A 23,395-nucleotide genomic window follows, 5' to 3' on the forward strand; every position below is an offset into this window, starting at 1 on the left:
TCAGAGCCCCGATGCTTCCGCTTCCAGCTTTTCGAGCATCGGCGCCTTGGTGCGCCATTCCTTGTACCAGTTGTCGATGGCCTCACCGAAGAATGCGCGATCGATCGTGATGACCGGCACTTCGGTGCCTTTCAGCTTTTCGAGATAGTCCGCGTCGATTTTCGCATAGGAGCCCACCAGCGTGTCGAGATGCGCACGGAGCACTTCCTCGATGATCGCCTGATCCTCGGCGGGAACCGCACCCCATTTGCGTCCGGAGCCGACCGCGATCATTGGGAACATCATGTGGTTGGATTCGATGATCGTGCCCGCGTGCTCGTAATATTTGCTGTTCCAGGTGCCTTCGAAGTCGATCTGCATGCCGTCGACCTGACCATTGGCAAAGGCGTCATAGAGGGCAGGCAGAGGCATCGGGGTCGGCGCCGCCCCCACCTTGACCCAGAAGTCGAGTTCCGGCGCGAAAGGCACGGTGCGGATCTTCTTGCCCGAAAGGCCGCCGACATCCTTCACCTCGCCGCGCATGACGATCTGGCGCAGGCCGGCCATCGCGTAGCCGAAGCCCTTCAGCCCGAACTTGCTGACCCCGTCGAGAAGCTCGCCGGCGGTCTCGCCCTTCAGGAGCTTCCGGGCACCGGCGACATCCTTGACGATGTAGGGCGCGAGGAAAATGCCGTAGTTCGGATCGCGGTTGGCAAACTCTCCCAGCGTGAGGAATGCGAAATCCAGCGCACCCGTCTGCAATTGCTGGAGCATCTGCGCTTCGTTTCCAAGCTGACCGCTCGGGAAAATCAGAAGCTCGACGCGTCCGTCGGTCTTTTCCTTGAGTTCCCCGGCGATTGTGTTGGCCGTCACCGTCCATTGATGCGGCGGCGGCGTGATGAGCCCGAGACGGTATTCTGCGGCACTGGCAATCTGTGTCGCCAGCATGACGCCGGTAACGGCGAGCGCACCCGCTATCTGTTTCAGCATGTTTCTTCCTCCCGTTTGTAACTTATCGATCCATTCCGGCCTTCCGGGCCGGACAGCAGATTGAGAATGTCAGGCACCCGCGCGTCCCGCAGGCTGGCAAGCGCTTCGGCATCCGCCAGATCGGGGCTTTGCGCGACACCATCGATAAGGGCCGCGCGGGTTTTCGCATCGAGGCGCGGCGCGCCGAGTGAAGCCCACCACTTTTCCACTTCCGGCCCCAGATCGTCGAAAAACTTCGCCAGACCGGCATCGCCGCCGGCCAGATGAAAGATCGCCGTCGGGCCGGTCACACACCAACGGGCGGCAAGCCCCTTCGTAACCGCCTTTTCAATGTCGTCGACCGAAGCCACACCCTCCGCCGCCAGATGAACCGCCTCGCGCCACAGCGCCGCCTGCAGCCGGTTCACCAGATGGCCGGGCATCTCGCGCCGCAACCGCAGCACCGTCTTGCCAATGCCGGAATAAAAGGCATCGGCCCGATCCATCGCCAGAGTGCCGGTCTTTGCGCCGGCGCAGATTTCCACCACCGGCATAAGGTATGGCGGGTTGCAGGGATGCCCGATCACAAGGCGTTCGGGATGCACAAGAGTATCCTGTATATCGCTCGGCGACAGGCCCGATGTGCTCGACGCGATCACCGCATCGACTGGCACATACCGCTCCACCTCGGCAAGCACGTCCCTCTTGAGTTCCAGACGCTCCGGCAAAGCCTCCTGCACGAAGGCCACGCCCCTCTCAACACGATCGAGCCGCGCAATGTGCGACGGCGGTGGCGCTTCGGTACAGCCGCCCCCAAGCCGTTCCAGTACGGGCAATGCCTTCCGCCAGACCAGGTCGACGCGCGCGGCCGTTTCGGGCGCCGGGTCGAAGACCTGCGTCGGGTGCCCCGCGACCGCAAACGCAGCCGCCCATCCGCAGCCGATGGTTCCGCCACCCACAATCAGGACGGGTGCCTTCGTTTCAACCATCACAAAAGCTCCTTCAGGCCCGTTGCCAGCCATGGGAAAAAGGCCAGAAGAACCAGCACCGCGGCGACGGCCAGAAAGAACGGCGTGACCAGCCATGCGATGCGTTCCGCCTTCACCCCTCCCATTAGTGCAGCAGCGAAAAGCCCTGTTCCCACGGGAGGCGTCAGCAGACCCAGTGTCAGGTTCAGGCAGACGATGACGCCGAACTGGAACGGATCGATGCCGTAGACATCGGTCGCCACCGGCAGCAGAACCGGGACCACGAGGATGATGGCCGGGATCGGATCCGTGACCATGCCGAGCATCAAGAGAAGGAGGTTGAGAAGCAGTAGGAAGACGATGGGCGATGTGGTGATGAGTTGCAGCCCTTCCGCCACCCGCGCCGGCAGGTTTTCGAAGGTGATGACCCAACTGAACACCTGCGCCGCCGCGATCAGGAACAGCACCACGGCAGCACTGCGCGCGGCATTGGCAAAAGCCGGGAAAATATCTTTGACGCTCATCTCTCGATAGACGAAGAGACCGGTCAGCATCGCCGCCAATGTGGCAATGGCGGCGGCTTCCGTCGGCGTTGCCAGTCCGCCCAGGATGCTACCGATGATGACGGCGGGAATGGCCAGCGCCGGCAGTGCATCGAGCAACGCCGCTAAACGCTTCCGGATCGAAAGGCGCTCCGAGCGCGGGAAGGCGTGGAGCCTGGCAAAAACGGCTATCACCACAATGAAGGAAACGAACATCATCGCGCCCGGTACGATGCCCGAAATGAACAGGTCGCCGATCGGCATCTGTGCGACAACGCCGAAAATGATGAACAGCATGGACGGAGGGATGATCGGAGCCAGAAGACCGCCCGCTGCCGTGATGCCCACCGACACATCGCGCGGATAACCGGCCTTCTCCATCTCCGGGACGGCGATCTTCGACATGATGGTGATCTGCGCCACGGTAGAACCGAGGATCGAAGCCATCAGCATGTTGGCAACGAGATTGACATAAGCGAGGCCACCGCGCACCGAGCCCAGCAATGCGAGAGAAAGGCTCATGAGACGCCGGCCAATGCCGCCCGCATTCATGAACTCACCGAGCAGGATGAACATGGGCAGGGCCAGAAGCCCGTAGTTTTCGAGCCCGCCGAAAAGCTGCTGGGCGTAGGACTGGAGCAGCACCGTGTTGCCGCTGACGGCGATGAACACCAGCGCAGTCGCGGCAAGAACGAAGGCGATGGGCAGGCCGACGAGCAGAAACGCGAGGAATGAGCTGGCAATCGTCATCGCTTGCCCTCCCCGCCCCGCAGGCGTGTCGCCAGATTGGCCGATGCGTGAAGCGCCCCGCTTAGGAAGAAGACGGGCAGAATCAGCCAGAACCAGACTTTGCGCATGCCGATGGTCGTGGTCGGCTCTTCATAAATGAAGTTGAAGCTCTTCTGGCTGAACTCGGCGAGCGTTTCAGCGGCAAACACACCCACCGGATCGAACCAGTTCCACAGAATGACGCCAATAATGGCGAAGAAGACCAGCAGTGCGGCATCCACGCCGATGAGAAGCGCCCTGCGTTTCGCCGCCGGCAGCATGTCGGTGAGAAGCGTCATGGCGATGTGATCGCGGTTGCGAATGCCGATGGACGCGCCGATGAGCGCGGCCCAGATCATGACATAAATCGCCAACTCATCCACCCAGATCAGAGGCGTGCCGAAACTGCGCGTCACCACGTTCAAAAGCAGCAGCAGAAAGACGACGCAGAGCAGCAGGCCGGCGCAATACCATTCAACCGTCGCAAGGCGGGCGCTGGCACGTTCCAGCACACCAGCCCGTTCGGTTCGTTCTTCAGACAATACGCTCGACATCGGCAGAATCCGCCGCCTCCTCCAGGTTCCGTCCTCCAATGCCTCGAATAAAATATCGATATTATTTGCAAGTCAACAAAAATATCGATATTTTATTTCTCGGATCGCAGCGCTTGTCGAAGGCGGCGCGGGCCGGTTATCTGAGGGAAACGAGTGCAATGTCAGAGATCCTCGTCAATATGCGGTATGATGGACCGGAACGAACGATAGCCGAGCGCGCCTACAGGCTGCTGCGGGAAGACATCATCTCAGGCGCGCTTGCGCCCGGCCTGAAACTCAAGATCGAAATGCTGCGCACGCGCTATGGTCTGGGTGCCGCGCCGATCCGCGAGGCGCTTGCCCGGCTCTCCAGCGACCATCTGGTCAAGCTGGAGGGGCAGCGCGGCTGCGAGGTCGTCCCCATGTCCGTCGCTGATGCGCGCGACATCGGCAACATGCGCAAGCTGCTTGAGGTGGAAGCCCTGCGCATTTCAATCGGCAATGGCGATGAAGAATGGGAGAACGCGCTTGCCGCCGCGTTCCATCGACTGGAGCGGCTGGAGCGAACCATCGATCAGGGCATTGACGATCTGGCCGAGTGGGAGACCCTCAACCACCAGTTTCACAAGGCGTTGGTCGCGGCTTGCGATTCCGCATGGCTCCTTCGCATGCGCCAGCTCATGTTCGATCAGCATGAGCGATATCGGCGCCTCTCCCGCGTCAAGACCGTCGCGACCCGTGACATCAGCCTTGAACACCGCGCCCTCTTCGAGGCCGCACTTGACCGCGATGCGGAAAAGGCTGTCACCGTCATGGAAACGCATATAGGACGAACCACGGACGCGGTTGTGCACACATTCGCGCGGCATGAGCTGGCGGAGGAGGCTCTCCGGCACAAGGAGGCGTGAGCAGTCTGGTCGGCGGATTTAGAGCGCTTCCACTTTTCATTGAATTGTAAAAGCGCTCTATCTCGCCGGTTTTACGCAATTCCGGCCGGAACGCCGCGCCCATTTTTCATGAAGCTGATCTAAATCGGGCGGACTGCATGTCCGCCCTTCGCATCAACTGTCCAGTCAGGTCGTTGCGCGCTGATTGAAAACCACTCTAAATCGCGTAACGCTTTTCGAGTTCGTCGAACAGATCCTTTCGAACCATTCTCTGGCGTTCAACAAAGCTTGCCACGGGCCCGCCCTCGTCCATTCGACCCGTTTCCCGGAGCTGGCCCAGCGCCATCTGCATGCCGTAAACGGCTGACTGCAGGGCGACATTGGCGTAAAGCACAAGCGAGAAGCCCATGTCGCCCAGCTCATCAAGATCGAGGATCGGCGTCTTGCCGCCTACGACCAGATTCACGAGCTGCGGCGTGCCTTTGAGAGCTGCGGGAATGCCGCGCATCTCTTCTTTTGACTGCGGCGCTTCAACGAAAGTGATGTCGGCGCCGTCCTCGATGAAGGCAGCGGCGCGCTCCAGCGCTTCATCGTACCCGTCCGTGGCGCGGGCATCGGTGCGCGCAACGATGAGTGTGTTCTCATCCTGGCGGGCATCGACCGCTGCGCGAATGCGCGAACGGGCCTCGTCCAGCGGCACCACTTCCTTGCCCGAAAAGTGCCCGCAGCGTTTGGGTGTCTTCTGGTCTTCGAGCTGCACGGCGCTCGCGCCTGCGCGCTCCAGAGTGCGAATGGTGTGGCGCACATTGAGCGCATTGCCAAAACCGTTATCGGCATCCACCACGATGGGAAGTTCGGTCGCGTCACGAATGGTGGAGGTGTGCTGCGCAATCTCGTTCAGCCCGACGAAACCCATGTCCGGCATGCCGAGATAAGTGTTTGTAAGGCCTGCCCCCGACAGGTAAATCGCCTCGAACCCCTGATCTTCGATGACCCGCGCCGCAAGCGCATTGGCCGCACCGGGCATGAGTACGGGACCGCCCTTCAGAATACGCTGTTTGAAGGCGCGGTTGATTTCGTGGTTGAGCATGAAACGTGTCTCTTTCTTCAGTCCTGTTGGGCGAGGGTTTGTGTTCCGGTCAGGGTATGTAGACATGCCCGTCCATCAGACGCCGCTGGGTGCGAACGATGCGTGCGGCGCTGATCACGCCGCTTTCACCATCACGTGTCGCGCCCACCGTGACGATGCCGCTCGGCGTAGCGATGCGCAGATTCAGCGGGTCTGCTGCCTGCGAGAGGCAGGCGCTCACGACCGAGCCGTTGACCACCGCAGCGCATGCGAGTGCCAGCGCACCGGTGACCGGAACCGCACGATGCGCCTGCCCTGCGGAAATCATGCGGATCTGCAGATCCTGTGCTTCAGCCGAATGCGTGATGCCCGCGATATCCCTGTATTCGGCAGCGGGCCCCACCATGGCGACTTTCGGTGTGGCGATGCGCTGTTCTGCAGCCTGGAGATCAGAGCTCAAGCCCATCATCACGGAAGCCTGCCGGCGGATGTCTTCAAGGCGATCCATCAGCGCAACATCCTCATCGATCGCACCGGGGTGGCTGCGCGTGTCGCCAGCGACATCCCCTGCCACCACGAAGACCGTGGGAACGGCTGCATCGATCATCGTGACGCGAACCCCGCGGCCATCGGCGAGCGTAAGTTCGCGACGTGCGCTGCCACCCGGCAGCGTGCCCCGGCCGAATGTGTCGGAAGGATCGAGAAAATCCAGCGTGACCGGTGCGCCGGTGCCATGCACACCGGGAATGACCGTATCGCCCGCCACCACCGCATGGCCTTCGGATACGGCGAAGCGGGCAACAATCACTTTGCCCGAATTCGTGTTGTGGATGCGCACGACGGCTTCGCCATCGCGCGGCCCCTCGACCAACCCTTCATCATAGGCAAAGGGCCCCATGGCAGAGCTCATATTGCCGCAATTGCCGCTGAAGTCGACGCTGTCACTGTCCACGCCAATCTGGGCAAAGGTATAGTCGATATCGGCGTCATCGCGGGTCGCAGGACCGACAACACACACCTTGCTCAGGGAGGAAATCCCGCCGCCCATGCCGTCAAGCTGCCGTTTGCCGGGATCGGGACTGCCCATCAGCCGCGCAAAAAGCTGCGGCCATGCGGCTTCGTCTTCAGGCAGGTCCGCGTGTTTCAGCACCACGGCCTTGGAGGTGCCCCCGCGAATGAAAGCTGCGGGAATGCGTCTCTGGCTCATTCCATCTCCTTGGCGGTCTCGGAAAGCTGCGCTTCAAGCGCAGTCCAGCTGTTGCGAATATGACGGCGCATGAGGAGGCCGGCGACTTCCGCATCGCCATCGGCAATCGCCGCTGCGATCCGTTTGTGTTCGTTCAGCGCCTTTGCGCCACGCCCCGTCACATTGCGGTGCTTGACGCGCAAAAGCGAAAGCTGCGGATAAAGCTCGCGCGCCAGATAGCGCAGAATGATCGGATTGTCGGCCATGCGCGCGATGACCATATGGAAATCGCGATCCCCCGCCCCCTGCAGATAGGCACCCTCGGGATGCGCCGCGATCTCCCCGGCATGCTGGTCCAGGAGATCGCCAAACAGGGCGGCGGTTTCCGGCCCGGCCCTGGCGGCAGCAAGCATGGCCGCTTCTGCTTCAAGCGCTGCGCGCACCTCATAAAGCGCACGCGCATCCGCACGGCCCAGCTCGCGCACCCGCGCACCACTGTTGGGAACGATGGTCACAATGCCGGCTTCATTGAGAAGATTGAGCGCCGCACGCACAGGCCCCCGGCTCACTTCAAACCGTTCCGCCAGCGCCACCTCTCCCAGCCGTTCACCGGAAGCGATCCGGCCAGACAGAATATCTTCGCGCAGAACATCGGCCAGCCGCTCGGCAGCCAGTCCGCGAGATTTCATCAAGATTGTTGACAATTCTTTCTCCACTGAACACGCGACCGGAATTGCAGAACTGAAACTTCTTCCCAAGAAATCACGGAAAACAACGTTTATGTCAACATTTATTCCCTCTCTTGACACGAAGAGCTGACGAGCGATAACTGTCTGGATCGAAAGATTGCACTACAATCTTACAACCAACCGCGTCAGGGGAGGAAAGTCTGACCATGAAAACATTCGCTATTGCAGCAGCTGCGCTCGGTATGTCGCTGGCCGCTGCCTTGCAGCCAGCCACCGCTAAAGCCGAAGAGAGCTGGCCCCCTCGCAAGATCACCTTCGTCGTCGCGCTTGGGCCAGGTGGCTCGGCGGACCGCACCGCCCGTGCGCTCGCTCAGCGCCTTCAGGACGAACTTGAAACACCGATCTCCGTGATCAATCAGGAAGGCGGCGGCGGCCATGTCGGCCACACCTATTTCTCCCAGATGCCAAAAGACGGCAGCTATTTCCTGGCCACTTCGATCCACCCGTATATTTCCAATGCGATGCTGCGTTTCGACGCTGATTACACGCTTGACGACTTCGCCTTCATCAACGGCCAGTGGAACGATCACGATCTCTTCGCGGTCAATGCCGAGACGCCCTACAAGACGCTCGCAGAATTCATGGAAGCGGCCAAGGCAGAGCCCGGCAAGCTCAAAGTCTCCGTGGTTCCCGGTTCTACCGGCGCCATCAATCTGGAACTTGCCCTTGAAGCCTTCGGCGTCGACAAATCCGCCGTCAACATCGTGACCTATCAGTCCGGTGGCAAGGCACGCACGGCCGTGGCCGGCGGACAGGTCGACATGACCGTTCTGGCAGCAGATGGCACGCTCTCCATCGCAGAATATGTGCGCCCGCTTGCGCTGGCCGCTGATGAGCCGAGCGAAGACTGGGATGCCCCAACGCTCAACCAGGCCCTGGAAAAGAACGGCCTCGAAGCCGTCCCCGTTCTTGCCGGCTCCATGCGCGGGCTTGCAGCGCATGCGGAATTCAAGAAGGACCATCCCGAGGCTTTCCAGAAGATGGTCGATGCCTACAAGGCCGTTCTTGAAGATGAGGCGTTTGTAAAAAGCCTCAAGAAACAGAAGATCGGCGCGGAATGGCTCGGGCCGGAGCGCACGACCGAGATCATCAACTCGAATTTCGAAGTCCTGAAACGCTTCGACACCGAGGAATAGTGACGAGAACGCGGGGGCACAGCTCCCGCTTCTTTCGATCCAGCATAGGCGAGGGATGGACATGACCACGAGATTCCCGGCCACACATGCCGCCCTGCTCGGCATCGTGTTTGCCGCATCAGGCTTCATACTCTGGAGTGCCGTCTCCGCCTCCGCTTCCCTCAACAATCTGGTGGTGGCTGTTCCGGTGGCCGCCGTGCTTGGTATTCTCGTGCTGCTCGTCATTGCCGGCACATTCCGCAAGCCGGTGGACGAAAGCGCAAAAACCGGCGTCTGGGGCGACCTGCTTTTGCTCGCTGGCTTTGCCGCCTTCTGTTTCGCGCTTACCCATATCGGCTTCGATGTCGCGACCTTCGTCTTTGTCTGGGCCGGCGTGGTGATGAGCGGCGGGCGTGGTCTTTGGCAACCACCCCTTTATGCGGCGCTCTTCACCGTGCTTCTGGTCAAGGGGTTCGGCTCACTCTTCCCATACCCGATGCTGACGCTGGTGCTCTGAAATGATCGACCATTTCGCCCTTTCACAGGCCTTCGGCCTGCTCTTCACCAGCATCGAGCCCTGGCTTTGGGTCATTCCCGGCCTGCTGATCGGCCTGATTTTCGGCTCCATTCCCGGCCTTCAGATATCGATGGCCATGGCTGTTTTCCTGCCGGTCACATTCGGCATGGATTTTCTGCAGGCCATGCTGTTTCTCACCGCAATCTTCACCGGCGGCGCCTATGGCGGCGGGGTGACCGCGATCCTGATGAACATTCCAGGCTCTTCCTCCTCCATCGCCACCGCCTTCGATGGCTACCCCATGGCGAGACAGGGAAAGCACAACGAGGCGCTGGGCCTCGGGCTTGCCGCTTCGGTCATCGGTGCATTCGTCGGCTATATTCTCCTGCTGCTACTCATCAATCCCCTGGCCACACTGGTGCTGAAAATCGGTCCCATGGAGATGGTCGTGGTGGTGCTGTGGGGCCTGACCCTGATTGCAACACTCAACGACGGCAGCCTTTCGAAGGGTCTGCTTGCTGGCTTTTTCGGACTGATGCTCAGCCAAATCGGCATGTCGACCACAGGCGTCATGCGCACCACCGTCGGCAACCCGCATTTGCTCGACGGCATTCCCGTTGTCCCGGCCATGATCGGCATCTTCGCCGCCTCGGAGCTTCTGCGACTAAGGGGCAGCTCCTATCTTGTGCAGGACGAAGCGCAGCGCGACATTTCGTTTGGTCGCATATTGCGCGGCGTGGGCGAAACCTTCCGCTATCCGGGCGTCCTCATCCGCGGCAGCCTTATCGGAGCGGTGATCGGGGCAATCCCCGGCGTCGGCTCGTCGGTCGCCAATCTGGTGTCTTACGGCGAAGCCAAGAGAACATCCCGGACGCCGGAAACCTTCGGCAAGGGTGCGCCGGAGGGCGTTATCGCGGCAGAATCCGCCAACAGCAGTTCCGAGGGCGGCTCCATGACCGCGCTTCTGGCGCTCGGCATTCCCGGTGGCGCTGCAACGGCTGTTCTCCTCGCAGCCTTCTCCTTTCACAACATCATCGGCGGCCCCTCCTTCATCCGCAATCAGACTGATGTCGTGTACTCAATCATTCTGGGCAATCTGGGACAGGTCGTGCTTCTGGCCGTAATCGGCCTCATGATGCTTCGGGTTCTGGGCATGGTGGTGCGGGTGCCGCTTGCCTACCTCGTACCCAGCGTTCTGGCCATGTGCGCCTGGGGCGGGTACGGCATCACGGGCACGATCGCGGGCCCGCTGACCGTTGCCGCATTCGCCGCTGTTGGCTGGCTCATGCGGCGCAACGACTATCCGGTCGCCGCCGCCGTCATCGGTCTGCTCCTCGGCCGCATGATGGAGGGCGAGCTGGTGCGCACCCTCCAGATCTCCAACGGGCAGCCGCTGAACTATCTGCTTGAACGGCCCATGGCGCTTGGTCTTTTCGTGTTCATGGTGATTGTGCTGGTTGGCGCGCCGCTTCTCAAAACATTGCGCCAGCGCAAGGTTCAGCAGGTCGAAAATTGACCATGCTGGCTTCCGCCGTCACCCGCGGCGCTGTAACCATCGGTGTCGGTGCGCAGGTGGCCTGACATTCTTTCTGCTCAATCTCCCACTGCCTTGGGTGCTCGGCAGTGTTGCGGCCTCCGCGCTGATCACACAGCTTTCACCATTTCGTCCTGAGCTGCCGGCGACATGGCGCAGCTATGCGATGGTTGCCATCGGCACAATGCTCGGCACCGGGTTCACACCCGACGTGATCGCCCGGGCCGGAACATGGGCTGTCAGCCTCCTTGCCATGGCGCTTCTGTCGCTCTGCTTCGGCCTTTTTGCCTATATGGTTTTCCGGCGCTGGGGAGACATGAACCGCGAGACAGCTCTTTTTGCGGCGATGCCTGGCGGTCTCTCCGTGGTTACGATGCTGGCAGAGCAATACGAAACCGAGACGAACCGTGTGGTCCTCTGCCACACGGCGCGTCTGGTGGTGTTGCTCATATCCGCACCGCTCCTCATCCAGTGGATAGCCGGCATCGACCTCTCCGCTGCAAACCGTACGGCCTTCTCAACCCCCGAAGCGTTCGACCTCACCGAACACGGCAAGCTCGCACTCATCGCCATCGCCAGTTGGTACGCTGCCACGCGTATCCGCTTTCCCTCGGTCATGCTTCTCCTGCCGCTTTTGAGTTCTGCGGTTCTTCACGCGACCGGTCTGGTCACGGTCCACGTGCCCGCGCCTCTCTCCATTCTTGCGCAGATCGTCATCGGGTCCGGTGTCGGCGCGCGATTTGCCAGCTACACCCTGCGCCAGATCGTCCGCGATGGCTGGCTGGCGGCACTGGTGGGAGTGGTTCTGGCCGCCGGCTCTCTCGTGGCGGCTTTTCTCGTCGCCCCCTTCGCCGGTGGCGATGTGCTCCGCTGTTCCTTGCCTATCTGCCCGGAGGCGCGCCGGAACTCGGCGTCGTCGCGCTGGCCCTCATGATCGATCCCGCAATGGTCGCCGCGCATCACGTGTTGAGGGTATGCCTCATCGTCGCGATACTGCCCTATGCAGCGCATCGTGTGGGGACACCGCGAACCGGCTCCCCGTGACGGAAAAACACTCCGATATCCGGGATCGGCCTGGGAAATACTGAAGAAAAAGTCGTCATTCCGGCGCCAATCCGGCGAACGTTTCGTCTAAAATCACATCCATGGATCAGCAAGTTTGGCAGCGGCGCGATGATTGCGGATGCGGTCGCTGCCGAAGCCGTTTATAGAATGGCCACATGCGCATTCTCGATATCAAGACATTCGTGGCACTCGCCCGCAACCGGCATTTCGGCCGCACGGCGGAAGAGCTGAACACGACACAGCCGGCGATTTCGAGCCGGCTTGCGGCCATTGAAGCCGAACTGGAAAGCCGGTTGATCAACCGCGGCGATGGTAGCTTTGCGCTGACCGCCGATGGCGAGCGCGTGCTGCAGAGCTTTGAGGCGATCCTCGGCGATATCGACCAGTTGCGGGGCACGCTTCAGGGGGACGCCGTGCCGGCGCTGGAGCCGCTGCGGATCGGGGCGATCGATTCCGTTTCATCCACCTGGATGCCGCATCTGATCGACTCGCTGCACCGCAGCTTTCCGAACCTGAAGATTGAGCTGACTGTCGACGGCACGAAACATCTCATCCAGGGCATGACCAAGGGCGAGTTCGACGTGATCTTCTCGCTGCACCCGGTGCTGGACGACGGTTTCCGCAGCTTCACCTCCTGCGTGCTGCAGATGGTGTGGGCTGGCTCACCCAAGCTGATCGACCCGGACAGAACCTACAGCGTGGCGGAACTGGCGAGCCTGCCGATCATCAGCTTTCCAAAAAATTCGCCGCCCTACCAGATGATCGCGCCCTATTTTCACGACGAGCAGGCGCTGGCCTCGAAGCTGACAAGCTGCAACTCCCTCTACGCGATCATCAACCTGATCATTGACGGGTTCGGCGTGGGCGCGATCCCCGCCGTGACCATAAGGCGTGAGTTGAGCATGGGGCTCCTGCATCAGGTGCAGGTGTCGAAGCGTTTTCCGCCCATGCACATCGTGGCCAGCTATCAGGCCTCGACCCATCAAGACTTCATCCGCAAGGTCATCAGCCAGGCGCGCATCAGCGCCGCGCGGTTCTGCGCCAGCGTGGAACCCGACATGGCCTGGATCGACTGATCCCGGCAGGGAACACAAAAAAAGCCCGGCATCTCTGCCGGGCTTTTTCATATCCTTGCCGTTGTGGTTCAGGCCACCATGATGTGGCGGGCCTGCGTGTATTCCAGTAGCGACTGCATAGAGAGATCCGAGCCATAGCCGGAGTTCTTCATGCCGCCATGCGGCATCTCGGTGGCGAAGACGCCATGGGTGTTGACCCAGGTGACGCCGTATTCGAGATCGTTGGCAAGACGCAGCGCAGCGCTGGTGTCACGCGACCAGACCGACGAGGCAAGGCCGTATTCCGAAGCGTTCGCCCAGCTGAGCGCCGTGTCGGGTTCATCGAACTCGGTGAGCGTGACGACGGGGCCGAACACCTCTTTCTGGACGATCTCGGCGCCGATGGGCGCACGCACCAGCGTCGGCTCGTGGAAGAAGCCAGCACCATCCGGCTTGTTGCCGCCAGCGACGATGTCTGCACCCGATGCGCGGGCGCGCTCGATGAAGCCGGCAACGCGCTCCTGCTGGGCGGCGCTGATCAGCGGACCGAATTCCACATCCTCACGCTCCGGCGCGCCGTAAACGAGGCTGCCGATCATGGCGGAGAGCTTGTCCGTCAGTTCATCGGCAATCGCCTTGTCGGCGAAGACGCGGCAGGCTGCGGTGCAATCCTGACCGGCATTGTAGAAGCTGGCCTCGCGCATCGTATCGACAACGCTGTCGAGATCGGCGTCCTTCATCACGATGACCGGGGCCTTGCCGCCGAGCTCGAGATGGGTGCGCTTGATCTGCTCTCCGGCAGCCGCCTTGAGGATGGCGCGGCCGGTGCGCACGTCGCCGGTCAGCGAGATCATGCGCACGAGCGGATGGGTGATGAGCGGCTGGCCGACATCCGGGCCGTTGCCGCAGATGACATTGACGACGCCGGCAGGCAGGACCTCGTTGAGGATGGCGGCCAGACGCAGAAGGCTGAGCGGCGTGTTTTCCGATGGCTTGATGACCACGGTGTTGCCCGCGCCGATGGCCGGGGCAAGCTTCCACGCGGCCATGAGCAGCGGATAGTTCCACGGCGCGATGGACGCGATGACGCCAAGCGGATCACGACGCAGCATACTCGTCATGGTGTGGGCGCGGTAGCCGTCTGCGGCGACGCCCGGCATGTTGCGCACGGCGGTCGCGTAGAAGCGGAAGACGTCGGCCACATTGGCAAGCTCACCGGCTTCGACGAAGCGTCGCGGCTTGCCGGCATTCAGCGATTCAACCTCGGCGAGACGGGCTGCGTTTTCCTCGATCTTGTCGGCGACAGCCCACAGCATTCGGCTGCGTTCCTTCGGCGTCGTGCGGCGCCAGCGCTGGAACGCGCGATAGGCGGACTGCACGGCGGTGTCGATCTGGCCTTCGCTGGCCGAGGCGACACGGGCGAGCTCGGTCCCGCGTGCGGGATCGAATGCGGGTTCCGCCGCGCCCTCACCGGCGACGAACTCACCATCAATGAAAAGACGTGTTTCAAGGCTGCTCATGCGTGTCTCCATTCGCTCAAGGGCGATCGGTTTTCAAAACTGTATGGGAATGCGTCCGGCAGAACGCGGCCGAAGCCGCTATTCCCCTTCGGACAGAACGCGCAGGCGCGCCGGATCGATGGCGAGGCCAACCGTCTCGCCACGCTCGAAATCGAGATCGTGCGGGGCCAGAACGCGGATTTCTTCCTTGCCGATCTGGATCACGTAGCGATTGCGCGCGCCAAGATAGACGCGGGTGCGCACCTTGCCCTCGATGACGCCCTCGCCCTTCGGCTTGATGGCCACATCTTCCTGACGCAGTGCGACGACCGCCGGGCCACGACGCGTCTCGTCCTTGCCGACCGGCAGGGTCTGCCCGTCGGCAAGTGTTGCCACCGGCCCGCCAGCTTCTTCGGTGATGTTGGCCGACACGAGGTTGGCCGCACCGAGGAAGCTCGAAGCGTAACCGGTGGCAGGTTGGGCGTAGATCTCGCGGGGAGCCCCCTCCTGCTCGATCTTGCCCTTGTTCAAAAGAATGATGCGGTCCGAAAGGCTGAGCGCTTCTTCCTGATCGTGCGTGACGAACAGGGTGGTGAGGCCAAGACGCTTGTGGATCTCGATGAGCTCGACCTGCATGTCTTCGCGAAGCCGCGCGTCGAGATTGGACAGCGGCTCGTCGAGAAGCAGTATCTGCGGACGCGAAACGATGGCGCGGGCAAGCGCCACGCGCTGCTGCTGGCCGCCGGAAAGCTGGTTGGGCTGGCGGTCGGCCAGATGGCCGAGTTGCACGGTCTCGAGCGCATCGCGCACCTTGTCGCGCTGCTCGTCGAGCGTGCCGATGCGGCGCATGCGCAGCGGGAAGCGCACATTCTCGCAACGCTCAGATGCGGCAGAAGCGCATAGGACTGGAACATCATGCGATGTCGCGCTTCTCGGGCGGCAGGTCGGTGACGTTGCGCCCGCCGATCTCGACGGAGCCGGAGGTGACGCTTTCGAGACCCGCAACGATGCGCAGAAGCGTGGTCTTGCCGCAGCCGGAAGAGCCCAGAAGGCTGACGAACTCGCCGGATGCGATATCGATGGAGATGCCGTGAAGAACCTCGACGGGACCGAAGGCTTTCTTGATGGCGTTGAGACGGACTTCAGCCATGGATCAGGTGCTCGCGAAACGGTGCAGGCCAAGCATCCGGTCGATCACGAAGATCAGAAGGACGGTCAGGCCGATCATGATGGAGGAAACGGCAGCCACCGACGGGTCGGGGCTGAATTCGAGCTGGCCGTAGATCTGCACGGGCAGCGTGGTCATGCCGGGCTTGCGCAGGAATAGCGCCAGAACGGCCTCATCGAAGGAGATGTTGAAGGCGAAGAAGGTGCCCGCCGCAAGGCCGGGAAGGCACTGCGGAAGAACCACCAGCCGCAGCCGCTGAAAGCGGCTCGCGCCCATGGTCTGCGCCGCTTCCTCAAGGAAGGGGTCAGATTCCGAAAGGACCGCCAGCGTGGTGCGGATCACATAAGGTGTGGTGATGATCGTGTGGCTGACCCACAGGGTGACCACGGAGACCGGCCCGAAGATTGCGCTCCATAGCATCAGCATTCCGATGGCGTAGATGATGGTGGGCAGAACCAGCGGCGACAGGAACAGCGTCGAAAGCAGGCCCGAGAAGGGCAGCTTGCGCCGGTGGAGCGCTATGGCCGCCGCACCGCCGACGAAACAGGAGGTGACGGTGACCAGAAGCGCCACCTGGATGCTGATCCAGGCCGCATTGAGATAGGCGTCGGACGACAGAACCGCCTCGTACCAGCGCAGCGAGAAGCCCGTTGGCGGGAACGAGATGAACTGGCTTTCCGAAACGGACACGCCGACGATCACGACCAGCGGCGCGAGGAGGAAGATGCCCGTCAGGACGACGAAGGCGACAGCGCCGATGCGCAGCGGAGTGGAAACGGCTCTAACCATTGGAGCGCCCCGAAAGTCTGGCGTAGGGCATCAGGAGAACGATGATGCCCAGGAACAGGATGACAGCCTGGGCTGCGGCGAAGGGCCAGTCGAGCGTCTGCGTGACCGAACGGTAGATGGACGCGGCCAGAACCTGAATGCGGGCGCCGCCCAGAAGGTTCGGCGTGACGAACGAGCTTGCCGAAAGCGTGAAGACCAGCAGCGAGCCGGCGACGATGCCCGGCACGGACAGCGGCAGCACGACCGTGCGCAGCGTCTGCAGAAAGGTACAGCCCATGGTGCGCGCCGCCTCTTCGAGTCGGCTGTCGATGCGGGTGATGACGCCAAGGATCGACAGGGTCATGAAGGGCAGAAGCACCTGGACCATGCCGATGACGATGGCGGTCTCGGTCTGCATCAGGCTGAAATTGCGCCCGACGAGGCCGAGATCACGCAGGACCTCGGGCACGAGGCCGCTGCGGCTCAGAAGCACCATCCAGCCGAAGGTACGCACGACCACGGAGGTCATCAGCGGCAGGATCACCATGATGACCAGCCAGAGCCTCAGACGCGGGCTGACATGGGCCATGATATAGGCCATCGGGAAACCGATCAGCGCGCAGATGAGCGTGATGATCGCCGACAGACGCACGGTGCGCCACAGCACATTGAGATAATAGGGATCGCTCAGGAAGCGCGTGAAATGGGCCAGCGTCAGCCCGTTCTCGCCCGAGACAGACAGCATCAGCATCTGTGCAATCGGCACGAAGAAGGCGAGCACCAGAAGCAGGAGGCCCGGCAGGATCAGAAGCGAGTTTTCCGCGCGGTCTGTCATGGCGATCCTTGTGTCGTCTCTTTTTAAGCTTGCATTGCCCCGGAACGGGCGACTGCGCGCAGGCGCACGCGCAGGGCGCGGCATCGCAAATCACTCGCGATGCCGCAATCAGGTCTGGACCTATCGGGCGATGGTGCGGTTCCACGCATCGACCCAGGCCGAGCGGTTGGCCTCGATCTTGACCGGGTCGAAGCGGATGAGGCCTTTCACCCCTTCCTCGCCATAGGCAACGTCGGCGGCAACTTCGTCGGCGAGCTCGGTCTTCGCATTGGTGGGCGAATAACGAAGCTTCTCTGCGAAGCAGGACTGCGCCTCAGGCGAGATCGACATGTCGATCAGCTGGAGAGCGAGATCCTGGTTCGGCCTGCCGGCCACGAGATTGGCCGTGATGAGGCTGGCCGGTGTTCCTTCAGCACCCTGGGTGAAAGCCGTCGGCAGACCGGCCTTTCGCAGCGTGTAGGCGTAGTCGGACGCGTAGGCGGCAATCCATGCATCGTTCTGCGCGAATTCCTGCTGGATCTCCGGCGAGGTGGAAACAACGATCGCGCCGTTGTCGAGAAGTTTGCTTACCGCATCAAGGCCCGGCTGGATGTTGTCGAGATCGCCACCGTTGACCTGATTGATCATCAGGAAGCCGAGCATTCCATAGCCGTTGGAAATGTCGGTCAGGACGATGTGATCAGCATAGGCCTCGTTGGCGAGATCCTTCCAGGCGGTGGGCTTCGGGTCGGCCGCTTCATTGTTGTAGAGGAGACCGATCGCCGCAATCGAATAGGCGGGGCCTTCGCCCTTGGCAAGATTGGCCCGGGCAAAATCATAAACATCGCCGGCATTGGACAGTTTGGCTTCGTCGATCGGCGAGAGGAGACCTTCCTGCGCAGCCACGATTTCCTGACCACCGGAAAAATGGATGACATCGAACTGCGGCGCATCCTTCTGAGCCCGCAACTGGGCGAACGCATCAGCGGAGTACGCCGTGACAACTCGCACTTCAGCGCCGGTCTTCTCCTCGAACGGCGTCAGAATGCACTCGCGGTGCGCTTCTTCATAAGCCCCGCCGAAAGAGTTGATCGTGATCGTTTCGGCCTGTGCAAGTGCGGTGCCGGCCATCAGTGCGCTAACGCCGGCAACGGTGAATTTCGAAATCGTCTTCATGGCTGTTCCCTTGCTTTCTTTATATTTGATATCTGGAGGCTGGACGGCCCGCATCGAGATGGGCGGGCCGCCGGATCGTCAAACGTTGCGGCCGATCTCGACCGTCTTAATGCCTTCCCTGCGGATCAGGCGGCACTGCTCGGCAATCGCATCGAGCCCTTCGGACATGTTTCCGAAGTAGGTGCAGGAAATCCAGCCCGTGGGGCCGAATGTGCGGCCGCCCTCGCCGTAGAACATACCGATCTCCCAGAACTCGTCGGGGTCAATCTTGAAGAAGTTCTTCGGCTGGTAGAACCAGAGCATATCACCGGGCTGCGGGAGAACCGTCTGGTTTTCCGGCGGCAGGCTTGTGGGATCGAAGTTGCGGGCCTCTTCCGGCAGACCCATCATGATCTCAGGGCCAGAGAAGATGGCATGGCTGGCGGGAACCTGAATCGGCTTCTCCAGGGCGCCCCAGATCGCCTCACAGGTTTTCGGTGCGGTATCCCAATAAAGAGAAATGATGCCTTTCACGTCCGCTTCGACGAACTTCAGATAGATATTCTTGTCAGTCATGAACCTAAACCCATTAGAGAAGCCTATATTTCAAGGCAAGTAGTGGGTTGTGTCCAATCGCAATGCGGAATTCGGTCTATAAAAAAATTCTATTGCCCTGACTTCGTTTCGTCACGCTCCGTTTGATCTCGCCCCAAGGCGTGCCTGCTCACCAACATAGCGCCAGAAGGCGATGTCGTGCTGATGCTGATTCACCGGCCATTCCGGATGCCACTGCACGGCAAAAACCGGAGCTCTTGTTCCCGAGGCCGCGACCGCTTCGATCACCCCGTCATCGGCGTGAACCGTGGCGGCAAGCCCGTGACCCAGCCGGTCGATCCGCTGATAATGGACGCTGTTGACCGCGATCGGGCCTGACACGCCCAGCAACTTTTCGAAAGCGGCACCCGGCACGACTGTCGCCCCGTGCGCGTAGGCAAACATGGCATCGAGAGAAGCGTCGTCTGGAGCATGATGGGAGAATTCCTGTGTGCCGATGTCGCGTTCATCGGCGAGCGATCCGCCGAATGCGACATTGATCTCCTGAAGGCCGCGGCAGATTCCGAAGAGCGGCGTCCCGCGTTCGACCGCCGCGTCAATGAGCCGGGCGGTAGCGTTGTCGCGCGTCACGTCGAGCATTCCGCGCTGTGCTTGCGTTGAGCCGTAGCGCGAGGGGGCTATGTTGGAATTGCTACCCGTCAGAAGCAGCGCATCCATCCGCGGCAGGAGGTTGATTACATCGTCTGCGTCAAGATTGTTCGGCACGATGAGAGGCAGCGCATCGGCGTTCTGGCGGACTGCATCCAGGTAGCGTTCCTTGACGATCTGGGCGTCCTCTCCTTCCACGGAGCGCCTGCAGGCAATGACGCCAACGACGGGCAGTGCGGGCATTTTCGTGTTCCTTTTGAGTTCAGGCCTGAGGCATATAGAGCATTATGCGGACCGGCAAAGAGATGCAGTGTCCTTCACGCGCCCAGAGGGACGCATGAAGGACGCTGTAGTGTCTGGCACAATGCCACGAAAATGCGGCACGCCGGGAAAGAGACTGGCCCAACAGCACAGTCTTCAGGCGGGGTGACCCAGTTCTGCGGTTCACCTGTGGCCGCTGCACCGCACGCGAACGGTCAGGTTGTCCGAGATGATGAAAGAGCCTAGGAACGGCGCGCCGAATTCGAGCCGGTCAGGAAGATGGTTGAAAAGCTCAAGCCTCGGGGCGTTGCCGTCGACCGGCCTCTCGCCACCTACACGCTGCCACCCGGAATCGCCTGCAAGAGCGCCTGCGTGTAGGGGTGCCGGGAATGGGTGAACAGCTCACGCGGCTCCGCCTCCTCGATGATGCGGCCGCGCTGCATCACGCAAATGCGGTCGCAGAGCGAACTGGCAATGCGCAAATCGTGGGTGATGAAGAGCATCGCAAAACCCAGACGCGCCTGCATGTCACCCAGAAGCTCAAGCACCTGCGCCTGCATCGTCACGTCAAGTGCTGAAAGCGCCTCGTCGGCAATAAGCAGATCGGGGCGAAGGGCAAGCGCCCGTGCTATGCAGATGCGCTGACGCTGGCCGCCGGAGAACTCATGGGGAAACCGATCCAGCGCCGAGGGCTGCAACCCGACGGCAGAGATCAACTCGCGCACACGCTCTTCGGCTTCCCGGCGGGAGAGGCCATTGGCCATCGGACCCTCCGTCAATGCAGAGCCGATTTTCTGGCGTGGGTCGAGTGCGGAATAGGGATCCTGAAACACCATCTGGATATGCCGGCGAAGCGCACGCAAGGGGGCACCTTCCTTGCCGACCAGATCTTCGCCGTTCAGCTTGATGCTGCCGCCATCGACGGTTCCAAGGCGTATGATCGCGCGCGCGAGCGTCGATTTACCGGAACCGGACTCGCCCACGAGGCCGATGGTCTCACCGGGTCGGATGGACAGCGACACATCTTCGAGCGCCGGAATCTCGCGCTCAGGCCATCTCTTTTGCAGATTTTCCGCAACGAGAAAGGGCGGTTTTTCGTTCGCCTGAACATCGCGGGGTGCCAGCCTTGGAACCGCAGCAAGCAGGGCGCGGGTGTATGGATGCGCCGGCGCATTCATGATGCGCTCTTTCGTGCCCTCTTCGACAAGATGCCCCGACTGCATGACGGCAACCCGGTCGGCAATTTCCTCGACGACACCGAAATCGTGGGTGATGAACACGACCGCCGTGCCGTGCCGGTCGCGCAAATCCCGGATCAGGTCCAGTATCTGCGCCTGCGTCGTCACATCGAGCGCGGTGGTGGGTTCATCGGCTATCAGAACGGCGGGTTCCAGCGCCAGCGCCATGGCGATCATCACGCGCTGGCACTGCCCGCCGGAAAGCTGATGCGGATACCGCTGATAAATCAGTTCGGGTTCCGGCAGAAGAACCTCGGAGAAAAGTTCGAGCACACGCTCGCGGATTTGCGCGTTCGACATGTCGGTGTGCAGCCGAAACACTTCCGCCACCTGCTCGCCGACCCGATAAAACGGGTTGAGCGAGGCGATCGGCTCCTGAAACACCATGGCGATGCGCCGCCCGGCCAGATCGCGGCGGGCCTTTGACGGCATGGTGAGCAAATCCTGCCCTTCAAACAGGATCTTCCCACCCTCCACCGAAAGGCCGCGCGAAAGCAGGCCCATAATGGCCAGCGACATGACCGATTTGCCGGAGCCGGACTCGCCAACGATACACAGGATTTCACCTGGTGCCACGGAGAACGAAACACCGGCAACAGCATGCGTGCGGTCGGCGACGCCCGGCAGTGCAATCGATAGATTCTCGACGGAAAGCAGCGGTGCGGATCGGGCCATGATGTTTCCTCAGATGCCTGTCGAATGCGTGAACGCGGGATCGCCCGGACTCTCCGCCGATCGGATGAGCCGGGTGTATTTGAGCGTCAGAGCTTCAGGTAACCGGCGTGCAGCCGCATTTCGAACTCCGGCACCGGCACGAAGGAAATGCCGTCACGAACCGCCCAGTTGGCGAGCGACTTCCACATATACTGCCCCGGAGTCACGCGCTGCCACTCTTCGGAAAGTTCAAGGAACAGCGCCTTTCGCTTATCCGGGTCGGTGGACTTGGCATAGGCCGTGCCGATCTCGACGAACCGTTCCGTTGGATCCCACGTCTTCCACGAAGCCGACGAGATAACGCCGGTCGGGCTCCAGTCGAGCCAGAGCGGCTGATAGGGATCGCCGGGAATGAAGCTGGTTCCGCCGGAAACGGCGAGCATGTGAAACGGCCGCTCATAGGCAAGCTGGAAATTGTCGAGAAACTGCGCCTCGACATTGATCCCGGCTTCCCGCCACATCTCCACCATGATCTCGGCTGCGGCATCGTAGTTCGTCCAGAAACCGCGCGTGATGTGCCAGATAAGCGTTTCGCCCTTGTATCCCGACTTTGCGACCAGCGCGCGCGCCGCCTCCAGATCGTATGGCAGGCGGGGCTTTGCCGCCGCATCGTAGAAATTGCCGTATTCCGGGAAATTGAACGGCACAGCGGGGAAGAAGGTATTGCCACTGAAGAGCGCCTGCACGATGGCGTCCATGTCGATCGCCTGGATCATCGCATAACGCAGGTTCTGATCTTGCAGCGGATTGCCTTCGGGGTCGTTGCGCGTGTTGAAAAGCACGGCGGTGTAGTTGTTGACCTGCTTGCGGATCAGCATCGCGCCTTCCATCGTCTCGATCTGGTTTTCCTGATCGATCGGTATGGATGCGATGATGTCGAACTCGCCGGTCGCAAGCCCCGCCAGACGCCCCGCATATTCCGGAACCAGCAGGAAGTTCAGCCGCTCAACCGGCGGCGCGCCGTCCCAGTGATCGGCAAACGCTTCCAGTCTGGCCGCCTCGTTGCCGCGATAGTTCACCACCCTGTAAGGGCCGGTCCCGACGGGGGCCTGGCCGAAACCTTCCACGCCGGTTTCAAGATAGTAAGCCTTGGGAACCACATAGCCGATGAAGCCCGAGAGCTTTCCGGGAATGTTGATGTCCTCATCCGCCGTTTCGATCTCGACGGTCAGCGGCCCCGTGGCCTCGACCCGCACGAAGCCTGCGGTATAGGTGCGGCCACGCGGCTCATAGGGCTCGTCGCCCCAAAGGCGTTCGGCAGAAAGGGTGAAGGCAACGTCTTCGGCGGTCATCGTCTCGCCGTTGTGGAATTTCACGCCCTCGCGCAAGGTGATCGTCCAGACCTTCCCGTCACGCTCCCAGCCGGTTGCAAGGCGCGGTATCAGCGTCTGGCCCGACGGGTCGTTGAGATAGTCGATCTCGACAAGCCGGTCATAGATGTTCGGGAAGATGCGGATCGAAGCGTTCGATATTCCGTTGATCGGCGCGATGTTGTGCCAGAGCGCTTCGACGGCAACGTTCAGCTCGGTGGTGTCCGATGCCAGAGCAAGGCCTGGCATCATGCCCGCCATAAGGCTTGTGCCGGCGATCAGTTTTCCGAATTCACGTCTGTTCATGTCGGTTCTCCCATTGGTTTTGT

22 protein-coding genes and 1 pseudogene are annotated in these 23,395 nt (G+C 61.5%); 6 read left to right on the forward strand and 17 right to left on the reverse strand.

All coding sequences use genetic code 11. From position 1 onward, the window contains the following. Genes JCM21793_RS01450 through JCM21793_RS01465 form a run of 4 tightly spaced genes read right to left on the reverse strand, consistent with a single transcriptional unit; the run spans position 1 to position 3,780 of the window. Complete coding sequence (locus JCM21793_RS01450) at positions 1-969, reverse strand: TRAP transporter substrate-binding protein (RefSeq protein WP_025029240.1); 969 nt, start codon at positions 967-969, stop codon at positions 1-3. Beyond that, complete coding sequence (locus JCM21793_RS01455; RefSeq protein ID WP_025029241.1) at positions 963-1,937, reverse strand: 3-hydroxyacyl-CoA dehydrogenase family protein; 975 nt, start codon at positions 1,935-1,937, stop codon at positions 963-965. The genes JCM21793_RS01450 and JCM21793_RS01455 overlap by 7 nt, the downstream gene beginning before the upstream one ends. Beyond that, positions 1,937-3,208 (reverse strand): TRAP transporter large permease, encoded by a 1,272-nt coding sequence (locus JCM21793_RS01460; RefSeq protein ID WP_025029242.1) that lies wholly within the window; start codon positions 3,206-3,208, stop codon positions 1,937-1,939. The genes JCM21793_RS01455 and JCM21793_RS01460 overlap by 1 nt, the downstream gene beginning before the upstream one ends. Then, positions 3,205-3,780, reverse strand: a complete 576-nt coding sequence (locus tag JCM21793_RS01465) for a TRAP transporter small permease (RefSeq protein ID WP_051556091.1) — start codon at positions 3,778-3,780, stop codon at positions 3,205-3,207. Before JCM21793_RS01465 ends, JCM21793_RS01460 begins: the two co-directional genes overlap by 4 nt. Before the next feature lie 158 nt (positions 3,781-3,938). Here JCM21793_RS01465 and JCM21793_RS01470 point away from each other — a divergent pair, with 158 nt between their 5' ends. Next, positions 3,939-4,667 carry a GntR family transcriptional regulator gene (locus tag JCM21793_RS01470; RefSeq protein WP_025029244.1) on the forward strand — a complete coding sequence of 243 codons (729 nt, stop codon included), beginning with the start codon at positions 3,939-3,941 and terminating at the stop codon, positions 4,665-4,667. 196 nt (positions 4,668-4,863) lie between these two features. Here the strand turns inward: JCM21793_RS01470 and JCM21793_RS01475 are convergent, their stop codons facing one another. Genes JCM21793_RS01475 through JCM21793_RS01485 form a run of 3 tightly spaced genes read right to left on the reverse strand, consistent with a single transcriptional unit; the run spans position 4,864 to position 7,605 of the window. Beyond that, positions 4,864-5,736 carry an isocitrate lyase/PEP mutase family protein gene (locus JCM21793_RS01475; RefSeq protein ID WP_025029245.1) on the reverse strand — a complete coding sequence of 291 codons (873 nt, stop codon included), beginning with the start codon at positions 5,734-5,736 and terminating at the stop codon, positions 4,864-4,866. Between the two features lie 49 nt (positions 5,737-5,785). Next, the gene (locus tag JCM21793_RS01480; RefSeq protein ID WP_025029246.1) at positions 5,786-6,922 is read right to left on the reverse strand and encodes a PrpF domain-containing protein; all 1,137 of its coding nucleotides are present in this window, start codon (positions 6,920-6,922) and stop codon (positions 5,786-5,788) included. Then, on the reverse strand, positions 6,919-7,605 hold the full coding sequence (locus JCM21793_RS01485; RefSeq protein WP_100213146.1) for a GntR family transcriptional regulator: 687 nt from the start codon (positions 7,603-7,605) through the stop codon (positions 6,919-6,921). Before JCM21793_RS01485 ends, JCM21793_RS01480 begins: the two co-directional genes overlap by 4 nt. Positions 7,606-7,796: 191 nt before the next feature. Between JCM21793_RS01485 and JCM21793_RS01490 the strand changes: the two genes are divergently transcribed. The 5 genes and pseudogenes from JCM21793_RS01490 to JCM21793_RS01510 all read left to right on the forward strand — a co-directional run bounded on the left by JCM21793_RS01490 (position 7,797) and on the right by JCM21793_RS01510 (position 12,957). Further along, the gene (locus tag JCM21793_RS01490; RefSeq protein ID WP_081784614.1) at positions 7,797-8,786 is read left to right on the forward strand and encodes a Bug family tripartite tricarboxylate transporter substrate binding protein; all 990 of its coding nucleotides are present in this window, start codon (positions 7,797-7,799) and stop codon (positions 8,784-8,786) included. A 61-nt stretch (positions 8,787-8,847) separates the two neighbouring features. After that, positions 8,848-9,282 carry a tripartite tricarboxylate transporter TctB family protein gene (locus tag JCM21793_RS01495; RefSeq protein ID WP_025029248.1) on the forward strand — a complete coding sequence of 145 codons (435 nt, stop codon included), beginning with the start codon at positions 8,848-8,850 and terminating at the stop codon, positions 9,280-9,282. A gap of 1 nt (position 9,283) precedes the next feature. Then, a complete protein-coding gene (locus tag JCM21793_RS01500; RefSeq protein ID WP_025029249.1) occupies positions 9,284-10,798 on the forward strand; it encodes a tripartite tricarboxylate transporter permease in 1,515 nt (504 codons plus the stop codon). Between the two features lie 97 nt (positions 10,799-10,895). Continuing rightward, positions 10,896-11,860, forward strand: a pseudogene (locus tag JCM21793_RS23480) (AbrB family transcriptional regulator). Positions 11,861-12,036: 176 nt separating this feature from the next. Then, positions 12,037-12,957 (forward strand): LysR family transcriptional regulator, encoded by a 921-nt coding sequence (locus tag JCM21793_RS01510; protein WP_007007803.1) that lies wholly within the window; start codon positions 12,037-12,039, stop codon positions 12,955-12,957. Positions 12,958-13,025: 68 nt separating this feature from the next. Here the strand turns inward: JCM21793_RS01510 and JCM21793_RS01515 are convergent, their stop codons facing one another. The 10 genes from JCM21793_RS01515 to JCM21793_RS01555 form a co-directional block, all read right to left on the reverse strand. Further along, on the reverse strand, positions 13,026-14,456 hold the full coding sequence (locus JCM21793_RS01515) for an aminobutyraldehyde dehydrogenase (RefSeq protein ID WP_025029250.1): 1,431 nt from the start codon (positions 14,454-14,456) through the stop codon (positions 13,026-13,028). Positions 14,457-14,534: 78 nt separating this feature from the next. Next, the gene (locus tag JCM21793_RS29925; RefSeq protein ID WP_280113465.1) at positions 14,535-15,302 is read right to left on the reverse strand and encodes an ABC transporter ATP-binding protein; all 768 of its coding nucleotides are present in this window, start codon (positions 15,300-15,302) and stop codon (positions 14,535-14,537) included. A gap of 46 nt (positions 15,303-15,348) precedes the next feature. Continuing rightward, positions 15,349-15,585: an ATP-binding cassette domain-containing protein gene (locus JCM21793_RS30825; protein ID WP_280113466.1), complete on the reverse strand. Its 237-nt coding sequence runs from the start codon at positions 15,583-15,585 to the stop codon at positions 15,349-15,351. Positions 15,586-15,588: 3 nt separating this feature from the next. Further along, on the reverse strand, positions 15,589-16,392 hold the full coding sequence (locus JCM21793_RS01525; RefSeq protein ID WP_025029251.1) for an ABC transporter permease: 804 nt from the start codon (positions 16,390-16,392) through the stop codon (positions 15,589-15,591). Continuing rightward, positions 16,385-17,206: an ABC transporter permease gene (locus tag JCM21793_RS01530; protein WP_007009465.1), complete on the reverse strand. Its 822-nt coding sequence runs from the start codon at positions 17,204-17,206 to the stop codon at positions 16,385-16,387. The genes JCM21793_RS01525 and JCM21793_RS01530 overlap by 8 nt, the downstream gene beginning before the upstream one ends. Positions 17,207-17,326: 120 nt before the next feature. Further along, positions 17,327-18,361 (reverse strand): ABC transporter substrate-binding protein, encoded by a 1,035-nt coding sequence (locus JCM21793_RS01535; protein WP_025029252.1) that lies wholly within the window; start codon positions 18,359-18,361, stop codon positions 17,327-17,329. Positions 18,362-18,439: 78 nt separating this feature from the next. Beyond that, complete coding sequence (locus JCM21793_RS01540; RefSeq protein ID WP_007009463.1) at positions 18,440-18,916, reverse strand: DUF3830 family protein; 477 nt, start codon at positions 18,914-18,916, stop codon at positions 18,440-18,442. Between the two features lie 111 nt (positions 18,917-19,027). Beyond that, positions 19,028-19,786: a gamma-glutamyl-gamma-aminobutyrate hydrolase family protein gene (locus JCM21793_RS01545; RefSeq protein WP_025029253.1), complete on the reverse strand. Its 759-nt coding sequence runs from the start codon at positions 19,784-19,786 to the stop codon at positions 19,028-19,030. A gap of 350 nt (positions 19,787-20,136) precedes the next feature. Next, positions 20,137-21,717, reverse strand: a complete 1,581-nt coding sequence (locus JCM21793_RS01550) for an ABC transporter ATP-binding protein (RefSeq protein ID WP_025029254.1) — start codon at positions 21,715-21,717, stop codon at positions 20,137-20,139. A gap of 86 nt (positions 21,718-21,803) precedes the next feature. After that, positions 21,804-23,372: an ABC transporter substrate-binding protein gene (locus tag JCM21793_RS01555; protein ID WP_025029255.1), complete on the reverse strand. Its 1,569-nt coding sequence runs from the start codon at positions 23,370-23,372 to the stop codon at positions 21,804-21,806. Positions 23,373-23,395: the final 23 nt, after the last annotated feature.

This window comes from Nitratireductor aquibiodomus NL21 = JCM 21793, assembly GCF_000615975.1.
Taxonomy (GTDB): domain Bacteria; phylum Pseudomonadota; class Alphaproteobacteria; order Rhizobiales; family Rhizobiaceae; genus Nitratireductor; species Nitratireductor aquibiodomus.

Excerpts from the sequence above, each read along its gene's own strand:
- JCM21793_RS01490 (WP_081784614.1), top strand. The coding sequence starts at position 7,797 with ATGAAAACATTCGCTATTGCAGCAGCTGCGCTCGGTATGTCGCTGGCC.
- JCM21793_RS01525 (WP_025029251.1), bottom strand. The coding sequence starts at position 16,392 with ATGGTTAGAGCCGTTTCCACTCCGCTGCGCATCGGCGCTGTCGCCTTC.
- JCM21793_RS01555 (WP_025029255.1), bottom strand. The coding sequence starts at position 23,372 with ATGAACAGACGTGAATTCGGAAAACTGATCGCCGGCACAAGCCTTATG.
- JCM21793_RS01530 (WP_007009465.1), bottom strand. The coding sequence starts at position 17,206 with ATGACAGACCGCGCGGAAAACTCGCTTCTGATCCTGCCGGGCCTCCTG.
- JCM21793_RS01545 (WP_025029253.1), bottom strand. The coding sequence starts at position 19,786 with ATGCCCGCACTGCCCGTCGTTGGCGTCATTGCCTGCAGGCGCTCCGTG.
- JCM21793_RS01480 (WP_025029246.1), bottom strand. The coding sequence starts at position 6,922 with ATGAGCCAGAGACGCATTCCCGCAGCTTTCATTCGCGGGGGCACCTCC.
- JCM21793_RS01465 (WP_051556091.1), bottom strand. The coding sequence starts at position 3,780 with ATGTCGAGCGTATTGTCTGAAGAACGAACCGAACGGGCTGGTGTGCTG.
- JCM21793_RS01495 (WP_025029248.1), top strand. The coding sequence starts at position 8,848 with ATGACCACGAGATTCCCGGCCACACATGCCGCCCTGCTCGGCATCGTG.
- JCM21793_RS30825 (WP_280113466.1), bottom strand. The coding sequence starts at position 15,585 with ATGGCTGAAGTCCGTCTCAACGCCATCAAGAAAGCCTTCGGTCCCGTC.
- JCM21793_RS01515 (WP_025029250.1), bottom strand. The coding sequence starts at position 14,456 with ATGAGCAGCCTTGAAACACGTCTTTTCATTGATGGTGAGTTCGTCGCC.
- JCM21793_RS01500 (WP_025029249.1), top strand. The coding sequence starts at position 9,284 with ATGATCGACCATTTCGCCCTTTCACAGGCCTTCGGCCTGCTCTTCACC.
- JCM21793_RS01540 (WP_007009463.1), bottom strand. The coding sequence starts at position 18,916 with ATGACTGACAAGAATATCTATCTGAAGTTCGTCGAAGCGGACGTGAAA.
- JCM21793_RS01455 (WP_025029241.1), bottom strand. The coding sequence starts at position 1,937 with ATGGTTGAAACGAAGGCACCCGTCCTGATTGTGGGTGGCGGAACCATC.
- JCM21793_RS01460 (WP_025029242.1), bottom strand. The coding sequence starts at position 3,208 with ATGACGATTGCCAGCTCATTCCTCGCGTTTCTGCTCGTCGGCCTGCCC.
- JCM21793_RS01450 (WP_025029240.1), bottom strand. The coding sequence starts at position 969 with ATGCTGAAACAGATAGCGGGTGCGCTCGCCGTTACCGGCGTCATGCTG.
- JCM21793_RS01535 (WP_025029252.1), bottom strand. The coding sequence starts at position 18,361 with ATGAAGACGATTTCGAAATTCACCGTTGCCGGCGTTAGCGCACTGATG.
- JCM21793_RS01475 (WP_025029245.1), bottom strand. The coding sequence starts at position 5,736 with ATGCTCAACCACGAAATCAACCGCGCCTTCAAACAGCGTATTCTGAAG.
- JCM21793_RS01510 (WP_007007803.1), top strand. The coding sequence starts at position 12,037 with ATGCGCATTCTCGATATCAAGACATTCGTGGCACTCGCCCGCAACCGG.
- JCM21793_RS01470 (WP_025029244.1), top strand. The coding sequence starts at position 3,939 with ATGTCAGAGATCCTCGTCAATATGCGGTATGATGGACCGGAACGAACG.
- JCM21793_RS01550 (WP_025029254.1), bottom strand. The coding sequence starts at position 21,717 with ATGGCCCGATCCGCACCGCTGCTTTCCGTCGAGAATCTATCGATTGCA.